Source organism: Paenibacillus lacisediminis (assembly GCF_046567315.2).
The window spans coordinates 107,940-126,496 of sequence record NZ_JBKIAX020000001.1 but is presented as its reverse complement, the minus strand read 5'-3'; the positions used below and the strand labels follow the sequence as shown (position 1 = coordinate 126,496).

The window sequence follows — 18,557 nt, the reverse complement described above, 5'->3', positions numbered from 1 at the left end:
CAAATGGATAACCGGAGCAACGTCAACCAGGTTGATCCGCCGGAGCATCGCAAACGGCGCGCGCTTCTCGCCCAAGCGTTTACTCCCCGCAGCCTTAAAGAAGGAGCCCCGGATCCAGGAGATCATCGACGAGCTGATCGCGGATATGGAAGGCGCACCGGTCGCCGATATCATCCAACAGCTGGCGATTCCGCTGCCGGTTACCGTTATCGCGGATCTGCTCGGGGTTCCCTCCCGGGATCGCGAGCAGATCAAAGCATGGTCCGACATTCTTTTCCTCCCTTATAATTTGGAAGCTTATACCGACATCGAACAGCAAAAAGACCGGACCATGAAGGAGTTCGCCGAGTATTTATATCCTATCGTACTGGAGAAACGGAAGCACCGGTTCAGTGAGATTTTCTTGATTAGAGAACACATGTTTGGTATAATGAAGAAAAAGAGAACGGCCTGAATGTATCTGCTTCTCTGCTTCCTGATCAAACGGGATAATCGTGCAAAGCGTCCGGCCACCGGATGTTGATCTGCCGCCCCCCCCCCCCACCAGCCTTCCCTGTCCTCAAGCTTTCAACGCCCTTCCGATATTTCTTGCCACGATCGGTTGCCGGCTTGATTGTCAAGCACTGATTATTAGGTTGAGCCTTCTTTAGTTCAACTTATATATACGTTATTTTCAAGAAAAAAAATAAAATAACCCCTGATCCATACAGGGGCCATCTCTTAACAACTTAGCAGTGTTCCCGCCTCATTCTATTTACTTAGTGCCCGGTACTTGGATACATAGGCTTCCGCCAACTCCGTGATTTGGTCGTAGCGGCCTTGCTTCGCCGGAGCCGTAAGGTTGCTGCCGATCCCGACGGCGATACAGCCAGCCTTAAGCCACTGTTCCATATTTTCAAGATCAACGCCGCCCGTTGGCATGATGCTGACATGCGGCATCGGGCCCTTAACCGCCTTGACGAAATCGGGACCGAAAGCGCTGCCCGGGAACAATTTCAGGACATCAACCCCCAGCTTCAGCGCCTCCTTGATTTCACTCAGCGTCAAAACGCCCGGCATATAAGGAATCCCGTATAGGTTGCAAAGCTGCGCCGTTTCCTTCTCGAACGATGGACTGACCACAAATTCCGCCCCAGCTAGAATGGCAATCCGCGCCGTAACCGGATCAAGCACAGTACCGGCGCCGACGACCGCCTGCTTTCCATACTCGGATACCAGCCGGCGGATGGCTTCTTCCGCGCCCGGCGTTGTGAACGTCACTTCTATATTGGTTAAGCCGCCTTCAATACAGGCTGCAGACATTTTACAGGCATCTTCCGCATTATCCGCCCGGATTACCGCTACTACGCCACATTCCTGCAAATTTCCCAACACTTTTAACTTCTTCATAGAACTCTTCTCCTTTACACATAATAAAATTTACTAAATTATTTTATCAAAATGAAATTGAAACCTACTAATTTCTGCTTCAACTTGATACTAAACACAATCATCAGCTCCGTCAACGTTTTTTTATAATTCCAATATAACTCAATAAAATCAACTATTTTCTGATTAATCATTTTGTATTTCTAAGGTAAGTATAAAGTCCAGCATTGTACAAAACCGGTTTATATGATATTTTGAGAATAATTAGTCTTTAGGGGGAATCTTACATGTCAAAAGCCTTGGCCGCCGTTACTTTCGGCGAACCGATGGTCATGTTCCGCGCCGATGAGGTCGGCGAACTTCACGAAGCTGCTGCTTTCTCCAAAGCATTGGCTGGAGCCGAAAGCAATGTGGCGACCGGTCTCTGCCGTCTCGGTCATCCAACCGGCTATGTCACGAAGCTTGGAGAGGACAGCCTGGGGCGATATATTCTGGATACCCAGAACAGAGAGGGCATCGACACCTCCAGGGTGAGGTTAACTCATGAGAAACCGACCGGCCTGCTTCTAAAATCCAGAGTACTAAACGGTGATCCCAAGGTGGAATATTACCGTAAAGGGTCCGCAGCCTCCACCCTTGGTATCGCCGACTTTGACCCGGCTTACTTTGCTTCAGCCGGTCATCTGCACGTCACGGGTATTTCGGCCGCGCTTTCACCATCCATGCTGGAATTCTCACGCCATGCCATGGACTATATGAAAAGTCAGAACCGAACGATATCCTTTGATCCCAATCTGCGGCCGGTATTATGGAGCGACCAGGAGACGATGATTCGGACGATCAACGAGTTGGCCTGCCGTTCCGACTGGTTTTTTCCCGGCATCGGCGAAGGGCGCCTGTTAACCGGGTTGGAGGAGCCTGAGGAGATTGCCGATTTCTATCTCAAACAGGGCGTCTCGCTGGTGGTCATCAAAATGGGGCCAGGCGGGGCTTTCTACAAGGGCTTGCAAGGCCACGGCTTTGTGCCGGGCTTTAAAGTGGAACGGGTTGTCGATACAGTCGGCGCGGGCGACGGATTCGCCGCCGGCGTGATTAGCGGACTATTGGAGAAGCTGGAAGTACACGCGGCTGTCTCCAGGGGGAATGCGATCGGCGCGCTGGCGGTTATGTCACCGGGCGACTCGGACGGCCTGCCAAGCCGCGCTGAATTGGAGGCATTTATGGCATCCGCCGTAACTGTCAGCTAAAATCACCATATAAAAGGACTTTGACCTCCAAATGCTGAGGAAGTCAAAGTCCTTTTAGGTTCTTGCCGGCTTTACCGAATCTCCATCTTTTTCACCGACTCCCCACGTCGAAGCGCGGGCGGAAAACGGTACGTAATAGGTATCGGTCTGTCCCGATCCTCGATGCCGGAAAGAATGACCTTAGCAGCTTGAACCCCCATCTCATGGGTGGGCTGACAAATCGTTGTGATAACCGGATCGTAGATGCGGGCAAAATCGGCATCGTCTATGCCAATGACCGACAGTCGCTCGGGAATGGAAATCCCCAGCCGGTTGGAAGCCTTCAATAGCTCGGCCAGCACAATATCGTTACCGGCGATCAGCGCCGTCGGCGGCTCCGGAAGCGCCATTAGTTCCGAGAGCCGGGCTCCGATCTCCTGCGCCGGGGCACTCACAAGATATTCTTCTCGCAGCGGCAAGCCCGCCTCCTCCATGGCCTTGCGGAATCCGCCCAGCCGCTCCTTGCGTGGAGTAATCCCCTGCTCCCCAAGCGGCAGCGTCATCATGCCGATCCGGGTATGCCCGTTATGAACCAGCTCTTCTACTCCCAACTTGGCGGCGATTTCGTTATCAAGCAGCAGGCTCTGGGTGCTAACGCCGTCAACTAGCCGGTCAATGAAAACGAACGGCATCTCCAGTTCGCCGAGACGGCTGTAGGCCGAGGATTGATGCCCCGTAGGGAACACGATCAAACCGTCAACCTGTCTGGCAATCAGTGTTTCAATATAGAGCTGCTCCTTCTCCGGGTTTTCGTCAGCATTGCAGATCAAAACCTGAATCCCCTGGTTTTGCAGCTCGCTTTCGATGGCTCTAACGCACTGGATAGACAAAGTATAGTCGAGATCTGCCACAATGACCCCGACGAGATGAGTGCGATTCTGCTTCAGGCTGCGGGCAAGGCCGTTCGGCCGATAATCCAATTCCTCTATGACTTCGGCGATCCGCTGCCGCGTCGCTTCGCTCATATACTTATACCGCTGGTTCAAGTACTGGGATATTGTGCTTTTGGAAACGCCGGCCCTACGGGCGACATCGTCGATAGTCAGCTTTTTCATCGTCAAAGCTCCGCTCTTTCCGTTTTGTGCAAAAACAGTTCATATCCTCCATAATAACACAGATTGCGGTCAGATAGCCCTAAAGTAAAAAAAGCCCTTCTTTCACAAACACGATTCAGGACATACCTTGTTTGTCCCTACCTCCGTCTGTTTCCAGAAAGGCTTCCAAATATACGAACTTATTTCAAATATTTATCCAGCGTTCTCCGCACGGCCCCCGGAGCCTCCGACATTTCATAGAACATGTTCTCAATTTTCTCCCCAAGTCCGATCGAGTACAAGGAGACGCCAAAAATCTGATCATCCTCAAGAATGGCGCGGACTCCCGAGGTTTTATCGCCTAGTCGTACCCCTGCCAAATGCCCCTGCAGCGTTTCCAGAAGCGGGTCCGGACTTAAAGTGAACGGCTTGCCTTCATCATCCACGCCCAGCAAGTAACGGCACCAGGCTGCGATCGCCAACGGGATGGCCGTAAGTTTTGCCGGATCAAGGTCCTCACGGCGAATGTAGGATTTGATCGTTTCACCGAAACGGATGCCCACTTTCTGCGAGGTATCGGTCGCGATCCGCTGTGGGGTGTCGGGAATAAACGGATTCGAAAAACGTTCCTGCAGCACTTCGTCCAGAAACCCCTTGGGACTCAGGATGCCGGGGTCGACCACTACCGGCAGTCCTTCGGTGTAACCGATGGTTTCCACGAACCTGCGCAGCGTACCATCCTTCATTTCATCCGCAATCAGCGTAAACCCTAGTAGACAACCGGATACGGCGAGTGCGGTGTGGAGTGGATTCAAGCAGGTCGTAACTTTCATCGTTTCCACTTTGTTGACGGTGTCCCTGTCCGTGAAAATAATCCCGGCTTCCTCAAGCGGTGGACGGCCGTTTGCAAACTTGTCCTCGATCACCAGATATTCACTGATCTCCGCATTGACGAAAGGCGCAGTATACGTATTCTTGGAAGTGACAATCACATCCATATCGCCGATCCCCTGCTCCAGGAGCGCCGCCTGCACCGTTTCCGACGGACGCGGCGTAATTTTATCGATCATGGACAGCGGGAACGTAATTTTGTGTTCATCTTCAAGATAGTCGATGAATCCGCCTTCAACCAGACCTCTCTTTGCCCATTCCTTGGCAATCGTCAAGACGGCGTGCTTCAACTTGTCTCCGTTATGGGAGCAATTGTCCATGCTGACGAAAGTCATCGGATACCGGCCGTTCAAATAACGGCGGTAAGCCAGCGAGGCGACGAGGCTCATTGCATGAATCGGCTGCTGTACGGGACCGTTTTCAATATCCTTCTCCACAATGCCGAGGTACCGGCCGTCCGGCCCTGTCAGGGAATACCCTTTTTCCGTAATGGTGAAGCTGGCCATTTGCAGGCTCGGGTGCTCAAAGATTTCGATCAAGCGGCTGTAATCCGCTTCCCGGTTTTTGTCTGCGGCGATGGCTTCGACAATGCTGCCAACCACTTTCTTCTGAAATTCGCCACGCGCATTCATCAGCACCAGCAGCGTCAGATTGTCATAAGGTTTGTAGACCCTGTCGATCATCTCAAAATCAAACGATTCCGCAGCGATAATGCCGGTATCCGCTTTGCCGTTGTCCAGCAGCTTTTGATGGGCGTTGGCCACAAATCCTCGGAAGATGTTGCCGGCGCCAAAATGAACCCACTGCGGATTGGCTCGCGTATTCTTCGCTACCGTTTCCAGCTCGAACTTCGGCAGCTCAACGCCCGCCGCCTCCCAGGCGGATCGGCCAGCCTTCAGACTTTCCCGGCTAAGACGCAGCATTATTTTGCCTCCCTAGCCTTTTCCAGGCTGTCCCAAACGCCCAGCAAATACATCACGCCCAGCGCCCGGTCATACAGGCCATAGCCTGGACGGCAATTCTTCTCTTCCCCCCACAAATGCCGCCCGTGATCGGGACGCACATAACCGGTGTATCCGTTTTCGTGATAGGCTTTGACAACTTCCGCAATATCTACGCTGCCGTCACGCCCGCGATGGGACACCTCGATAAAATCTCCGTTATCAAACACTTTCACATTACGGATATGGGCAAAATGAATCCGGTCATGGAACTCGCGGATCATCGCCGGCAGATCGTTTTCCGGATTCGTTCCCAGCGAACCCGTGCAGAATGTCAAGCCGTTATATGGGCTATCTACGGCGTCCAGCATGCGGCGGATGGTGTCCCGGCTGCGGATAATGCGCGGCAGGCCAAAGATCGGCCAAGCCGGATCGTCGGGGTGAATCGCCATTTTGATATCCACTTCTTCACATACCGGAATAATGCGCTCCAAAAAATACTTCAGGTTCTCAAACAGCTTCTCTTCCGTCACATCCGCATAAGCGGCAAACAGCTCATCCAGCTTTGCCAACCGTTCCGGTTCCCAGCCAGGCATCGTAAATTCTCCGGCACCTTTCAGAATCCGGTCCACCATCTCCCGCGGATCATCCGTAATGGCAGCCTTTTCATAAAAAAGCGCGTTCGAGCCATCGGGGAGCTCCTTGTACAGTTCCGTACGCGACCAGTCAAAAACCGGCATGAAATTATAGCAGATCACCTTAACGCCAACCTTGGCCAACTTGCGGATGGTGTCGATATAAATGTCGATATACTTGTCGCGTGTCGGCAAGCCGATTTTGATATCATCATGAACGTTGACACTCTCCACGACGGCGGTGCTGAAGCCTTTGCTTGTGATCTGATCCGCCACTTCCTGAATCCGTTCCATTTCCCATACTTCCCCGGCCACCTTGTCATGCAAGGACCAGACGATTCCCATTACTCCGGGAATTTGCCGAATATGGTCAAGCGTAATATTGTCGTTCCCTTCCCCATACCAGCGCCATGTCATATTCATTTCAATGATCTCCTCCTTCTTGTATACAAGATTGAGTTGATCATAAAATACAAGATTGAGAAGCGTCTGTAAGATTTATCACCCGGCCTGAATTTTATTTGTGTTAACATGATGTATACTAGATAAACACAAAAACCAAAGCAGGAGTCAACATGTCCATTAAAGATGAGATCATGAAATCACTAAAAACCGAAATCCTTACCCTGAAGCTAAAGCCCGGCGCCATTCTAAGCGAGACCGCCCTGTCCGAACGTTTCCGAATCTCCAGGACCCCGCTTCGCGATGTGCTGAAACATCTCAGTCTGGAATCCTATATCGATATCTATCCCAAAAAAGGCAACCTTGTTTCCTTTATTGATTTGGAGTCGGTCGAACAGATGATTTATTTGCGAAGTGTGCTCGAAAAAGAAATCATCAAAGATTTGTCCGCCCACCTCCCGCTCAAAGGAGTTCATGAGCTCAGGGAGATCCTGGACAAGCAGCAGGCCGTCATCGCAGAGGACGAAGATAGCGAACGATTTCTGAACCTGGATGATGCCTTTCACCAATCCCTGTTTCGCCTGACCGGGCGAGAATTCCTGTGGAATTTGATTCAGCAGTCCAATGTCCATTACGCCAGATACCGCAGACTGCATATGCTGAGGAAAGAAAAGCTGGTGGAAATCCATAAAGAGCATCTAACCATTCTCGAATTTATGATGCATAAGGAAATAGATCAACTTGACGAATTGATCGACCATCATTTGCGGGAGGATATTAATTCACGGTACTTGCAGGAGAATTTCTCGGAGTATATTAAAGCTTAGCGTTTTTTATATTAAAAGCGGGGCGAAAGGCCCCGCTTATCCTTTGATTATTGGGCCAATGCGGCCATAGGGCTCATAATATGCTGAACATACCGTCTGACCTCATTCGGCAGCTCCTCGGGCGATGGGCTGTAAGAGACGAAGGCGGGTAAATAAGTCCCGTTGCACCGGCTCAGTGTTCCTTGGATCGGTCGCAAATATTCGCTGAGCGTAAACCAATTGTGTCCGCCAGCGCGGTATCCCTTCTCTTCCCCGCCTGTCGTTGTCGCCACGACAAACTCTTTGCCCCTCAAATGGTCGCCGCCGGGCCCGAACGCCCATCCGAAGGTCAGCACATCGTCGAACCATTTTTTCAGCAGCGGCGGACAGCTGTACCAGTACAGAGGGAACTGAAACACAATGCGGTCGTATTCCAGCAGCAGCCGCTGTTCTCTAGCAACGTCGATCTGCCAGTTCGGATATTCCTTATACAGGTCGCGAACATGAATGTTCGAATGCTGTTCTATTTCCGCCGCCATCGCTTTGTTCAATTTAGAATGATTTAAATCGGGGTGAGCTACGATAACCATGATGTTCATGACCATCATCCTTTCGTGTCAGGTTTGGTGGAATGCTCCCCCATTATTGTCGAGAAAATCATTTTTGAAAAGTACGCAGTTTCATTGTACTAAGTACGGTAAACCATACTGAGTACGGAAAAGGAGAGTACTTTAACATTTCCATCGATTCTGTTAAAGTAACCTGTAGTAACGGAAATCTTCACCGGAGAGGGGCGTACAAATGCAAACCAAAATACGAGACGCAAATACGACCGAAGGCATTCTGGCTACGCTTGATGTGATCGGCGGCAAGTGGAAGCCCCTGATTCTGTTCATTCTTCTAAATGAAGGAACCCAGCGGTTCGGAGAGTTGAGACGTCTGCTGCCCGGCGTTACGCAAGGAATGCTCACAAATCAGCTCAGAGAGTTGGAACGCGATGGGCTGATCGACCGCCGCATTTATCAAGAAATTCCGCCTAAGGTCGAATATTCAATCTCCGAGCACGGTCACACGCTGGCGACAGTGCTTGGTGATATGTGCAACTGGGGCTTCAAGCACTTGGAATATATTGAGAGTTTGAAGAAATGACGGATCGAGGCGGCTGTCTATATATAGCATTCGTGTCTTGGTGTCCCTGCATGCCTCTTTGCACGATTATCCCTTTCGTTAAGGGAATCTGCCCTTTGCGGCTGCGGCCTGATAGAAGTGCTTGAATGGTGCTGGCATTGATGCAAACGGATTCAGGTTGCAGCAAGATCACGGCCTTTTCATTTTTCCCGGTGTCATGCCCCAAACCTCCTTCCCACAAACCTGTCTAATGATCTCGAACATGTCTGCTTCTTACAAACATATCTTTTTCTCCTGAATTTATCTTCTTCTCTGCTTCCCTGATCAAACGGCATAATCATGCAAAGCGTCCGGATAGCGGATGTTGATCTGCCGACCACCCCACCGGCCTCCCCTGCCCTCACGCCTTCAACGCCCTTCCGGCTTTTCTTGCCACGACCGGTTGCCGGGATAAGCCGAATTTGAAATGTTCTAAGACAGAAAAACCACTGCAGCTTCAAATCCCTATGTCCCTGACAGTGGGATGATCCACTTGCGCACTTTCCTGAAAATCCCTCCGATAGAACAACCCGATCAAGACAGCAATTGTCGTCATTGCCGCAGCCAGCAGGTACACCTGTACCATTCCAAAGCGGTCTGCATACCAGCCCAGGAACAACAAAGATAAACCAAAGCCAAGGTTCGTAAGCACGTCAATCCCTGCCATCACTTTTGGGAGTTGTGCCACCGGAGCACTTGTTTGCAGCAAGGTACGGCGAATAATTCCGGCCATTTGCACCGGTAATCCTGAGACGGCAAAAAGAACAAGCGCAGCGGCCGGGATCGTATTGAGAGCAAACACTACCGTAATCAGCACATACACGAACAAGGCTCCCAGCATGTACAAATAGCTGTTCTTTTGCAGCCGTTTGACCAAACCAACAACAACCAGCCCGCCCAGAATCATACCGGAGAAAAAGGAGGCGTTCATAAACCCCCACCAGCTTGCATCCTTATGCAGCACCTGGGTTACATACGCCAGAATAAATACACCAAGCCAGGAGGTTCCCCCAATGGTGTCTATACTGTCCACAATCATCAGAGAACGAATGCGGCGGTTATGCCAAATAATCTTCCACCCTTCCCCAAGTTCTTTCCAATGAGAGCCCTTGGATTCGGTTGCTGCCGCCGGCTGAGTAGCGGATATAGATTCGGAGCCTGATTCCTGATCATCCAGCGGATCACGAATGAACGAAGTGACCGTTGCAGCCAACAAATAACAACAGGATGCGATCAAAAGCGTATTCATTGAACCAAGCCAGGCTACAACAATCCCGCTGAGCGCCCATCCTGCACATTTAACTACTTGATCACTGACGGCTACCAAGCTGTTTGCGCGCATGAGTCCCTCACCGATGGCCAAGCGGGGGACAAGCGCATTTCGTGCCGGGTTGGTCCATCCGTCCAGAAATGACATGCCAAACACCATCACAAAAATGAAAAGAAACGACCCTTGCCCAGGCACGGTCCACAAGTAAAGAAGCAGCAGTGTAAAAATGACAAACTGCCCAAGTTGGGAGAACAGCAAAATCCGCGTGAGCCTGAACCGACCGAGAATGATAGGTGCAACCAGCCCGCTAACCACTTGGGCAGACAAACGGAACAACGGAATCAAAGTGGTCTGCAGTAGAGAATTGCTTGAACTGAACACCAATACCGTTATACTCAACATGTAGATAATATCCGCAACATTAGAGATCGTCTGAGACCCCCACAGATAATAAAAAGACCGCTTAATCAAAAAAATTCCCCTTTTCTTTTGCATAGCCTCGCTGATTTTTCAATTCCTTTATATGTCAAGTTTAATATATTCTATACAAACCCTTAATTTCCCTTCTTTTATTTATAAAGGAAATTCATTGTCTGGACTACCAGTAATAACAGTGTAAAGCAAGGGTAGCGATTTGGGAGAACAATATATTCTAAGACAGAAAAACCACCGAAATCCAGTTGAAGCCTTGGAATCCGGTGGTTTTAGATAAAATCAAATTTACCGTAAAAATAATCACAAAGTCTATGAACTGACATTAAACATTCTATTGTCAGAATCAACCCAACCTGTCTGCACCTTGCAATTAAAATATCGTTTCAGCAAAGTTGCAAGTTCATCTTGTGCGGACAAAAGCTGTTCTTTATTGGCATGCTCAAAGCCATCAATAGGGAATATTACGCTATTGGTCCCACTAGTGATTTTACCCAGTTCACTTTGTCGCCAAATCCATCTTCGAGTACGAACAGAATGCCCGGCAGCATATACGATTTCGCCAATATCCATCAGCTCGCCTGCGGTTTCGCCAAATGGAATAAAGATATCTCCCTCTTGAGAGTGACGTACGTAAAAATCCTCGTTAGAACTGTTAAGATCATGCGCACCAATGGGAACTTTATATTTTAATGAAATGGCATTTCCCAAATCAACAATAGGATTTATAGATGGAAGACCCTTCCTTTTAGATATTCGGGTCAGCAATGCCTCTATTGAGCACATATATTTGTTGGGATTTACATCCATTGCGCGAAATGCATTCCGATAACAACTGATTTCCTCGCTTTTCTTTACTTCTTTGTTTGCAAAATCATTTTCACAACACATAACCCTTTTTTGCAGCAGTTCTTCGATTTCAGGTAACTTCTGCGTATTATCAATGCCAGATGCCGAAACTAATGCAAAGCAGACATCATTCAGAACTTGAAAAACCTCCGGTTGAACAATAAATTTCACGGTAATTTCCTCCTTATGTGTTAGATTACAGTTTTTATCAAGAACCACAGAATTGGCACAAATAAGGACGGCAACATGTTCAGAGCCTTACAATCCTTGATTTTCAAGATGGAAAGACCTGAGCTAAAGATTAGGAAACCACCTACAAGCGAGATTTCAGTTAATAATTCTGTAGTAAAAAAAAACGATAAATATCCTGAAAAAAGATATATCCCCCCTTGCCATAAGAATAACAGTACCGCAGATAAAGCAATTCCAATTCCATAGGTTGATGCCAAAACCAGCGAAGTGACAAAGTCCAGTGTTGCATTTGTATACAAATAAGTGTTGTCACCATGAAGAGCACTTTCCATTGGGCCCAATATCGATAATGTTCCAACACAAAACAACAATATTGCCGTGGAAAGTCCTGGCCCAATATTTCCTTTTGTAAAACTCGCAGTAAGTTTTTCAAACTTTTCATGCAAACTCAACATGGAACCCATCAGACTACCTGCTGCCAAACTGATAATAAACATCACTGGGAAATGGCTGTTTGGCATATTTTGAACAATAGCGTGAATGCCTAGACCACAGGCTGCAAGTCCCATAGCGTTATATAATGCATTTTGATGTTTTTCCCCTATTCCTTTCTTCAGACATGCTCCAACTGCACTGCCGAATCAGAATAGCAGCAGTATTTACAATAGTGCCTAACATTTATTCCACTCCTTTTTGAAACACAATAAACCCTCCAATAGTTGGAGGGTCAAGTTGTTTTATATGGAATTTGTATTTCGGTAGTAAATTTTGAAGGATCATTGGTGAGTCCGTAATCTATTAAAGCAAATTCAAGTGAATCTCCGGCGAGAACATATCCCTTTTGTTCCATGTACTCAAACATTTTGATGTAGGCAGGCTCAGCTTCCTTGTGTGTGCCGTGAAAGCGCAGGCTGAGGTAACTTCCGCCCGGCAGACAACAGGTGTCTTCCACATCATCATCCCCTGGCTCAAGAACAACAAAAATGGCAGAAAATTTATCAAAATTCCGTTTCAATAGATTTTCGCATGAAATCGATACACCAACCTTTCCGAGAAACATAACGGAGTTGAGAGAATTCTTTTGCTCCAATTCACGGATAGGATGTTCCAGATCCTCTGCAATGGAGATTTCTTTCTTCAGCATGACAAGTGTTCTGTCGTCCAGTTTGCGCTCTTCTATTCTGCCATATTCAGTTTGTGAGGCATCTTCAATTTGCAGAATCCTACTGTGAATCTTTTTTTCTATCCGATCCAGTCGTTTCCGTTCCTCATCTACCTGTCTTTTTTGTTCCATGAGAATTTCAAGCATTTTTTTATCATCGCGATTTTCAAAAAATTCACGGATAATAGGAAGCGGCACATTTAAAGAGCGAAGATAACGGATCGTATTCAGGCACTCAAATTGACGTGTAGAATAATACCGGTAACCATTTTCTTCATTGATAAACTCCGGCTTCAGCAAGGATATTTTATCGTAGTGCCGAAGCAGGCGGACATCTATATTAAACAGTTTGGAAACTTCTCCTATTGAAAATAGTTCATTCATAATGCACCTCTTTTTTATAATGGATAAAGTTACACTACCAAGATAAATGGCAAATTAAAACTCTTAAGTTGAAATGTCATTTAAAAGGTGAAGCCTAGGATAGTGTTGGGGCATCGACGAATTACAGTTTCCACCATTGGAGAATAAGTTGGATCAGCATATTCGTGATACAGGCAGAAAAGTATATATTACTTCGAGGAGAAAACGATTCAAATGAACATGCGCAATTTGATCCCCACACAATTCGGAACGGACATTAATGCAGCATGCGGTCAACTATACAAGTAAATTAGTAGGCTTGCTTGCGCCAATCTTCAATGGTTCGGATTTTAATACCCCATATCCTTTAATATTTTGGATAACGTGCGCAAACGCTCACCGATCAACTCATCGTCATCGCTTAACGCTTGGCTGAAAAGCTTAATATCTTCATTAATTCTTTCATTGTCCGTACATATCTCCACGTTCATGGCATCACCTTGCAAACCAACCCGGTCGATAACGGGCTTTTCCGGGTCATATAAATCCTTGTAACGATAGGCTTCGCGAAAATGTTCCAGCGACCGGCAAATCAGAATGGACAAATCAAGAACACGATGGAGAGGCAGTTCCTCCGATTGTCTTGACCATTTTTCACCCGTGTATCTCCATACCTTGGCTGAAATATCGACCTTGCCTCGATCGTTCCACTGGGCCAAGCCCAGGGAAAGGCCTTTCGCGTCCGTGTTTCCGGCCATTCGTCCATCAATCTTCTCATAATTTTCCGACACGACCACTGGTTTATGTTTTAACGTTGTAGGTATTTTCATCTTTATTCCCTCATTCCGTTTCCCTATTTACTAATTTACTAAACGACGGTTTCATCTTATCTTGAATTTTACCGCGAGTCAAATCCGTGTCCATAGATTCATTTAATCCTTTGGGGGCTTATTATATCCTTTGTCTCCATAGGGCTGCAACTTCTTGAGCCAAGGCTTCAAAATTTGTTTCTGTTCCCAGCGCATATCCGTTATCTTATCGGTTTCCTTCTGCTCCAGCACCTCATAAGTGAACGCATCGGCCCCGAATTCCTTCCAATCCTGTTGCAGTTGGACATTTGCGAATCTCCCTTGATCCAGCTGCATTTGAAGAGTAAACCACTTGTTTTTCAAGTTGGGATAGCTGTCGATATAGATTTTCCCGTTGACTTTATTTTGGATTTGGGCAACGCCCATATAAGTCTTGATCTCTTTGAATTCCGCAAGCAGCTTCCTCCGCTTATTCATATCCATGTCTTTTTATCTCTCCTTTTTCTTGACCACAATAGGGAGCAGCAAAAGCGCTCCGATCGTCACAAAAACGCCGCTCGCCATATATACACCCAGTAGGGAAATCGTATCCTTGAGATAGCCGGAGATGAACATGCCAACGACCATCATTCCCATAAAGAAATGGTTTGTCTTGCCCCAAATTCTCGATGACCAGGAAAATCTGAAGCGGCTGCGTCAGGCCTGCTGCCAAACCGACTCCCGAGAAAGTCAAACTAAGCGTTCTTAAGGATTTGTTGGACCCGATATAACGCAGGCCATCCGTCAACTCCTTGAAAAAGCCGCCGACTTTACCTGACCTCGCTTCCTCCGCATCACGGGGAAGGGTGGATAATACAAGGGAAGAACCCAGGAACATCACCGCAGTCAGGATCAGGGATACGTTAATGCCAAACTGAATAAAAATAAACGTGCCGATGACCGGTCCCAAAACCGTAAAGATAGCGACAATCGTTTGCGACATCGCCATGACGCCCTGCAGTTGTTCAGCAGGCACATGCCGCTTGTATAGTTTCATGGCCGACGGCTGAGAAAATTGAGAAAAACTGGCGGAAACAAATGATCCGATCAGAAGAGCCACCCATCCACCATGGATGACCGCTAGCAGCACGGCCCCAACGGACAAGCCGGATAACAAATCGCTCCATACCATGGTTCTCTTCGGCCGCCAACGGTCGGCAAAGGTCCCGCCAATCAGGCCAAACAGAAAGATCGGCGAAAATTCCGCAACCGAAATCAGAGATACATCAACCGGATTATTGTGCGTCAAATCTGTCACATAAAGAAGGACAGCATAATTCCGGATCCATATTCCCAGCTGCAACAGCACCCGGGAAAGGATAATTGTTCGAATATAACGATTGGAAAACATTTTTAATACCCCATTTACTAATTTACTAATATTACTTATTTACTAAATTACTGATTAGAATCTTATCTTGGATTTCATCGTGAGTCAAGTCGTTTTTCATTATCTTGCATACCCTCTTGATCGAAAGGTGTTTTTCTCCAGAAGGGCGTTGAAAGCTTGAGAACAGAGAAGGCCGGTGAGTTGGCCAGCAGATCAACATCCGCTGTCCGGACGCTTTGCACGATTATCCCGTTTGATCGGGAAGCAGAGAAGAAGATATGTAAACTGACACCGGGACGGATTGCGCCCATACTGATCGTTGTTCCCTTCACGTCTAGGGGATTTTTTCTTATCTCTCTAGATTTATTTACCTGAGCTTCCAACCTCCCCCTCTGAACGAAAGGGATAATCGTGCAAAGGCAGCAGGTAGGAACACCAAGACGAACACTATAGTGCCAGCAGCAACCTAAATATTTCAAATAATAAAAAGGTTCCTGCTCTGCCGGAAAAAGCAGATCAGAAACCCGTTAAGGTATTTACCCCGCTAGCACAACTGTGGCCGAGCCTCCGGCAAAAAGAGCATTAATATTGTCCAGTGAAGTAATAATCGCTTTACTTTCCGGGCGGGCTATCATTTCTTTACAGATTGATCAAGCAGCGTTTGCGCTTCGGACTTTACGGTTGCTACTGCTTCATCAAGGGACTTCTGTCCTTTTTTTACAAGCTCTAATTCTCGACTTAAGATCGCGGCAAAATCATTGAAGAATTGATCAGGCAGCTTGTACCAATCATCACTATGGCTTGGAAATTTTGATTTTAACGGATAGAACGGCTCTAAACTGATTCCTTCATAGTCAGTCATGTGTCCTGATCGACTTAATAACAGTTGCTGACCTAACAACAATTCATTAGATTCGGAGCTGGCACGAGCGTAATCTTCACCGCACACATATTTAATAAATTCCCATGCGGCATCTTGATGGACTGATGCTAGATTAATGGCGAATATATCACCTGGAGTTACATAAGTGGATGTAGGATCAAGGGGATCAACGGGTCCATGGGCAATACCAAGTTCAAAGGGGACATAATCGGTCAAATCATGCTTGAAATAATCCATAAGTACTAGCGACGTTACAGATCCAATATGCATAGCAGAACGCCCCATGAGAAATGGTTGGCTATCAAAAAACTCCTCTTTCGTTCCACGGGTGAATAATTCGTCCATAGAATTAAAAATTGCTCCCGATTGGTCTGCCTTGATAGCGGTCTGAATCACTTTCTTCCACGCATCTGTATCTATGGTCACCTGCATCTTATCTGTGTTCACGATCGACAATCCTTCAGCCCGGCTCATCTTATCAATCAGTGTAACTAGATCCATGGGGGCTTCATACACATCTCCACCGCTATATCCGTAAACTCGTGTCTGTTTATCCCCTTCAGTAGGAAAATGACGGGCAAGATCAATGATGTCGTACCAACTCATTCCATCAGATGGTAACTCTATGCCATTTTTCTTGAACAGGTCTTTGTTATAAAATATCGCCTTGCTTGAGAATGACGGAGTAAGCCCATACAATTCACCACCGCCTAGTTCACGAAACTGATCAACTAAACCAGGAACGAACCCATCCAGATTATAGTTATCTCTAGCACTAAGCGAATCAAGTTCAGTCAGTACTCCATCGTTAATTTGCTTTTTAAACTGATGAGCATCCAGAATCAAGATATCCGGCTGTTCTTCACGGATAAACTCTGCATACACCTCTTCCTTCGTCTTGTCCCCCATATCCTTGTAAATGTCTGCATCACTGATGACTTCCAATTGGATATGATCATTAAGCGTCGTGAACCAATCTCCATATTGCTTGTAGAATAATTCCGAATCCTGATGATAGATGACCTTAAGCATAGTCGTCTGTTGATTCTCCTTTGGTCCAATCGGACCCTTCGATCCACTTGTACAACCTACTACTAACAGGCAACTAACAACAAACATCGTAACTACTTGCAACCATGATCTGTTCATCATCGACTCCTATCTCTGCTCAACATGCAGCATAGTCACTTAAAAGGTACTGTCTTGAAATCATCCCAATTGATGGTCATGTCTTCCGTTGCCATGCCCTTGTCCGGCTCTGAACTCCCATTTTCTCCATTAACTTTCCTGGCAAGAACTGCTTCATCAAGGGCAGCTTGCGCATCGCGTTGAATCGTCTGTAGTGCGTCATCAAGGGATTTTTGAGACTTCTCTACTTGAGTCCATTCGCGAATCGTAATCTCCGCATATTTTTCATTGAATTTATCCGGAATAATATTATTAGGATCATCAACGTAACCACCCTGCTGCACGGAGGTTAAGTGATAGTATCCATCCAGGTTAATGCCATAATAATCGCTTGTTTGACCCATGCGTGAAGGTATTCCATGATCAGGTCTTCTCGCCAATTTACTTGCAACCTTATCCCCCTGCATAAACTTCAACAATTCCCATGCAGCATCTACATTGGAGGAATTTGCACGAATCGCATATACATAGTCATTATTCAAATTCAGATCTCTTGTTATTTCTCGGTTAGACGGATCCACTGGACCAACCACCATACCTACCCTAAATGGCTTAACCCCTGATTTACCACTTATTATATAGTTAAGTACACTATAAGCCCAGCTAGGTTCTTCAGCGATCAACATCGCTTGCCGCCCCTTAGCAAAAAGTTGCTGTTCATCGAAATCTTCATCCGTGTTAAATTCCCCCTTGTGGAGGGCATTCGTAGATAATGCTTTTTGAGCTTGCTCGTACGCTTGCTTCCAGCCTTCTGTATCCATTGTAACTTGCATTGTATCAAGGTTGACTGCCTTTAATCCCATAGATAAACCTATCCACGTACCTAACTCTCTTAGAGGGCTTTCTTTGTCTAACCCGAAACACGTGAATCCGCCGTATATTCTGGATTGCTCATCCCCATCGGTTGGAAATCGTCCTGCTAAGTCGAGCAGCTCTTGCCAAGTCATCCCGTCGTGTGGCGGCTCAATTCCATATTGCTCGAACAGGTCCATATTGTAAAAGATGGCTTGTCGCTGGAATGTAGGCGCAAAACCATACAACTTCCCGCCGCCTTGCTCCCTCAGAAAGCTGGTGATTGAAGGATAAATCGTGTCGATATTGTAGTGATCCCGCACCACCAGCGGTTCAAGATCCAACAAGAACCCTGCTGCTGACAACCGATTATAATCATCAATACTTAGGTAAAGAACATCGAGTTGTTCTTGTTCGATAGACTGCTCAAGAGCCTCCACATAGTTCGAAGCGGTCTTCTCAAGTTCCACACTTTTGGGTCTAACAAGCTGAATCTTAATCGAACCGTTCTCGGCATGGAACATATCACCGTATTGATTATTAAAGTATCTGTTTTCTTTGTCGTAAGTCATCACCTTCAACTTTACAGTGTTTGCCGCCGGCGAGCTTGTACAACCTGCCAACCCAATTATAAGTAAACCTGTAAGTAACATAGATAGTAAATGGAACTTGCGCAAATTGATTCCCTCCCTTTTTGAAAAATGATTCAACTTTCCCA

18 protein-coding genes and 1 pseudogene are annotated in these 18,557 nt (G+C 47.0%); 4 read left to right on the top strand and 15 right to left on the bottom strand.

The genetic code is table 11. The annotated features are described in order from the left end of the window. The first annotated feature begins 31 nt into the window (after window positions 1–31). Complete coding sequence (locus ACLD72_RS00635) at window positions 32–454, top strand: hypothetical protein (protein WP_410995152.1); 423 nt, start codon at window positions 32–34, stop codon at window positions 452–454. A gap of 296 nt (window positions 455–750) precedes the next feature. On the opposite strand, the gene ACLD72_RS00630 is transcribed toward ACLD72_RS00635, so the two are convergent. Then, entirely contained in the window at window positions 751–1,389 is a 639-nt protein-coding gene (locus ACLD72_RS00630) for a bifunctional 2-keto-4-hydroxyglutarate aldolase/2-keto-3-deoxy-6-phosphogluconate aldolase (protein ID WP_410995154.1), read from the bottom strand. Between the two features lie 266 nt (window positions 1,390–1,655). Here ACLD72_RS00630 and ACLD72_RS00625 point away from each other — a divergent pair, with 266 nt between their 5' ends. Beyond that, the gene (locus tag ACLD72_RS00625) at window positions 1,656–2,615 is read left to right on the top strand and encodes a sugar kinase (RefSeq protein ID WP_410995156.1); all 960 of its coding nucleotides are present in this window, start codon (window positions 1,656–1,658) and stop codon (window positions 2,613–2,615) included. 71 nt (window positions 2,616–2,686) lie between these two features. Here ACLD72_RS00625 and ACLD72_RS00620 read toward each other — a convergent pair whose 3' ends face one another. The 3 genes from ACLD72_RS00620 to uxuA all read right to left on the bottom strand — a co-directional run bounded on the left by ACLD72_RS00620 (window position 2,687) and on the right by uxuA (window position 6,578). Beyond that, a complete protein-coding gene (locus ACLD72_RS00620) occupies window positions 2,687–3,709 on the bottom strand; it encodes a LacI family DNA-binding transcriptional regulator (protein WP_410995158.1) in 1,023 nt (340 codons plus the stop codon). A 179-nt stretch (window positions 3,710–3,888) separates the two neighbouring features. Beyond that, window positions 3,889–5,502 (bottom strand): mannitol dehydrogenase family protein, encoded by a 1,614-nt coding sequence (locus tag ACLD72_RS00615; protein ID WP_410995160.1) that lies wholly within the window; start codon window positions 5,500–5,502, stop codon window positions 3,889–3,891. Continuing rightward, complete coding sequence (gene uxuA, locus ACLD72_RS00610; protein ID WP_410995161.1) at window positions 5,502–6,578, bottom strand: mannonate dehydratase; 1,077 nt, start codon at window positions 6,576–6,578, stop codon at window positions 5,502–5,504. The genes ACLD72_RS00615 and uxuA overlap by 1 nt, the downstream gene beginning before the upstream one ends. Window positions 6,579–6,730: 152 nt before the next feature. Between uxuA and ACLD72_RS00605 the strand changes: the two genes are divergently transcribed. Continuing rightward, complete coding sequence (locus ACLD72_RS00605; RefSeq protein WP_410995163.1) at window positions 6,731–7,384, top strand: GntR family transcriptional regulator; 654 nt, start codon at window positions 6,731–6,733, stop codon at window positions 7,382–7,384. Window positions 7,385–7,431: 47 nt separating this feature from the next. Here ACLD72_RS00605 and ACLD72_RS00600 read toward each other — a convergent pair whose 3' ends face one another. Next, window positions 7,432–7,962 (bottom strand): NAD(P)H-dependent oxidoreductase, encoded by a 531-nt coding sequence (locus tag ACLD72_RS00600; RefSeq protein WP_410995165.1) that lies wholly within the window; start codon window positions 7,960–7,962, stop codon window positions 7,432–7,434. A gap of 202 nt (window positions 7,963–8,164) precedes the next feature. Here ACLD72_RS00600 and ACLD72_RS00595 point away from each other — a divergent pair, with 202 nt between their 5' ends. Next, window positions 8,165–8,512, top strand: a complete 348-nt coding sequence (locus tag ACLD72_RS00595) for a winged helix-turn-helix transcriptional regulator (protein WP_410995167.1) — start codon at window positions 8,165–8,167, stop codon at window positions 8,510–8,512. A gap of 475 nt (window positions 8,513–8,987) precedes the next feature. Here ACLD72_RS00595 and ACLD72_RS00590 read toward each other — a convergent pair whose 3' ends face one another. The 10 genes and pseudogenes from ACLD72_RS00590 to ACLD72_RS00545 form a co-directional block, all read right to left on the bottom strand. Then, window positions 8,988–10,271, bottom strand: a complete 1,284-nt coding sequence (locus ACLD72_RS00590; RefSeq protein WP_410995169.1) for an MFS transporter — start codon at window positions 10,269–10,271, stop codon at window positions 8,988–8,990. Window positions 10,272–10,544: 273 nt separating this feature from the next. Next, window positions 10,545–11,252, bottom strand: coding sequence for a B3/4 domain-containing protein (locus tag ACLD72_RS00585; RefSeq protein WP_410995171.1), 708 nt, complete (start codon window positions 11,250–11,252; stop codon window positions 10,545–10,547). A gap of 20 nt (window positions 11,253–11,272) precedes the next feature. Continuing rightward, entirely contained in the window at window positions 11,273–11,878 is a 606-nt protein-coding gene (locus ACLD72_RS00580) for a DUF554 domain-containing protein (RefSeq protein ID WP_458475539.1), read from the bottom strand. 122 nt (window positions 11,879–12,000) lie between these two features. Further along, window positions 12,001–12,819, bottom strand: coding sequence for a MerR family transcriptional regulator (locus tag ACLD72_RS00575; RefSeq protein WP_410995173.1), 819 nt, complete (start codon window positions 12,817–12,819; stop codon window positions 12,001–12,003). Window positions 12,820–13,148: 329 nt separating this feature from the next. Continuing rightward, window positions 13,149–13,628, bottom strand: a complete 480-nt coding sequence (locus ACLD72_RS00570; protein WP_251589945.1) for a DUF6530 family protein — start codon at window positions 13,626–13,628, stop codon at window positions 13,149–13,151. Between the two features lie 102 nt (window positions 13,629–13,730). Continuing rightward, a complete protein-coding gene (locus ACLD72_RS00565; protein WP_410995174.1) occupies window positions 13,731–14,090 on the bottom strand; it encodes a GIY-YIG nuclease family protein in 360 nt (119 codons plus the stop codon). Between the two features lie 6 nt (window positions 14,091–14,096). After that, window positions 14,097–14,997: pseudogene (locus tag ACLD72_RS00560) on the bottom strand (MFS transporter). 74 nt (window positions 14,998–15,071) lie between these two features. Then, complete coding sequence (locus ACLD72_RS00555; RefSeq protein ID WP_410995175.1) at window positions 15,072–15,359, bottom strand: hypothetical protein; 288 nt, start codon at window positions 15,357–15,359, stop codon at window positions 15,072–15,074. 248 nt (window positions 15,360–15,607) lie between these two features. Further along, the gene (locus ACLD72_RS00550) at window positions 15,608–17,008 is read right to left on the bottom strand and encodes an ABC transporter substrate-binding protein (RefSeq protein WP_458475451.1); all 1,401 of its coding nucleotides are present in this window, start codon (window positions 17,006–17,008) and stop codon (window positions 15,608–15,610) included. 35 nt (window positions 17,009–17,043) lie between these two features. Next, a complete protein-coding gene (locus ACLD72_RS00545; RefSeq protein ID WP_410995177.1) occupies window positions 17,044–18,516 on the bottom strand; it encodes an ABC transporter substrate-binding protein in 1,473 nt (490 codons plus the stop codon). Window positions 18,517–18,557 lie beyond the last annotated feature (41 nt).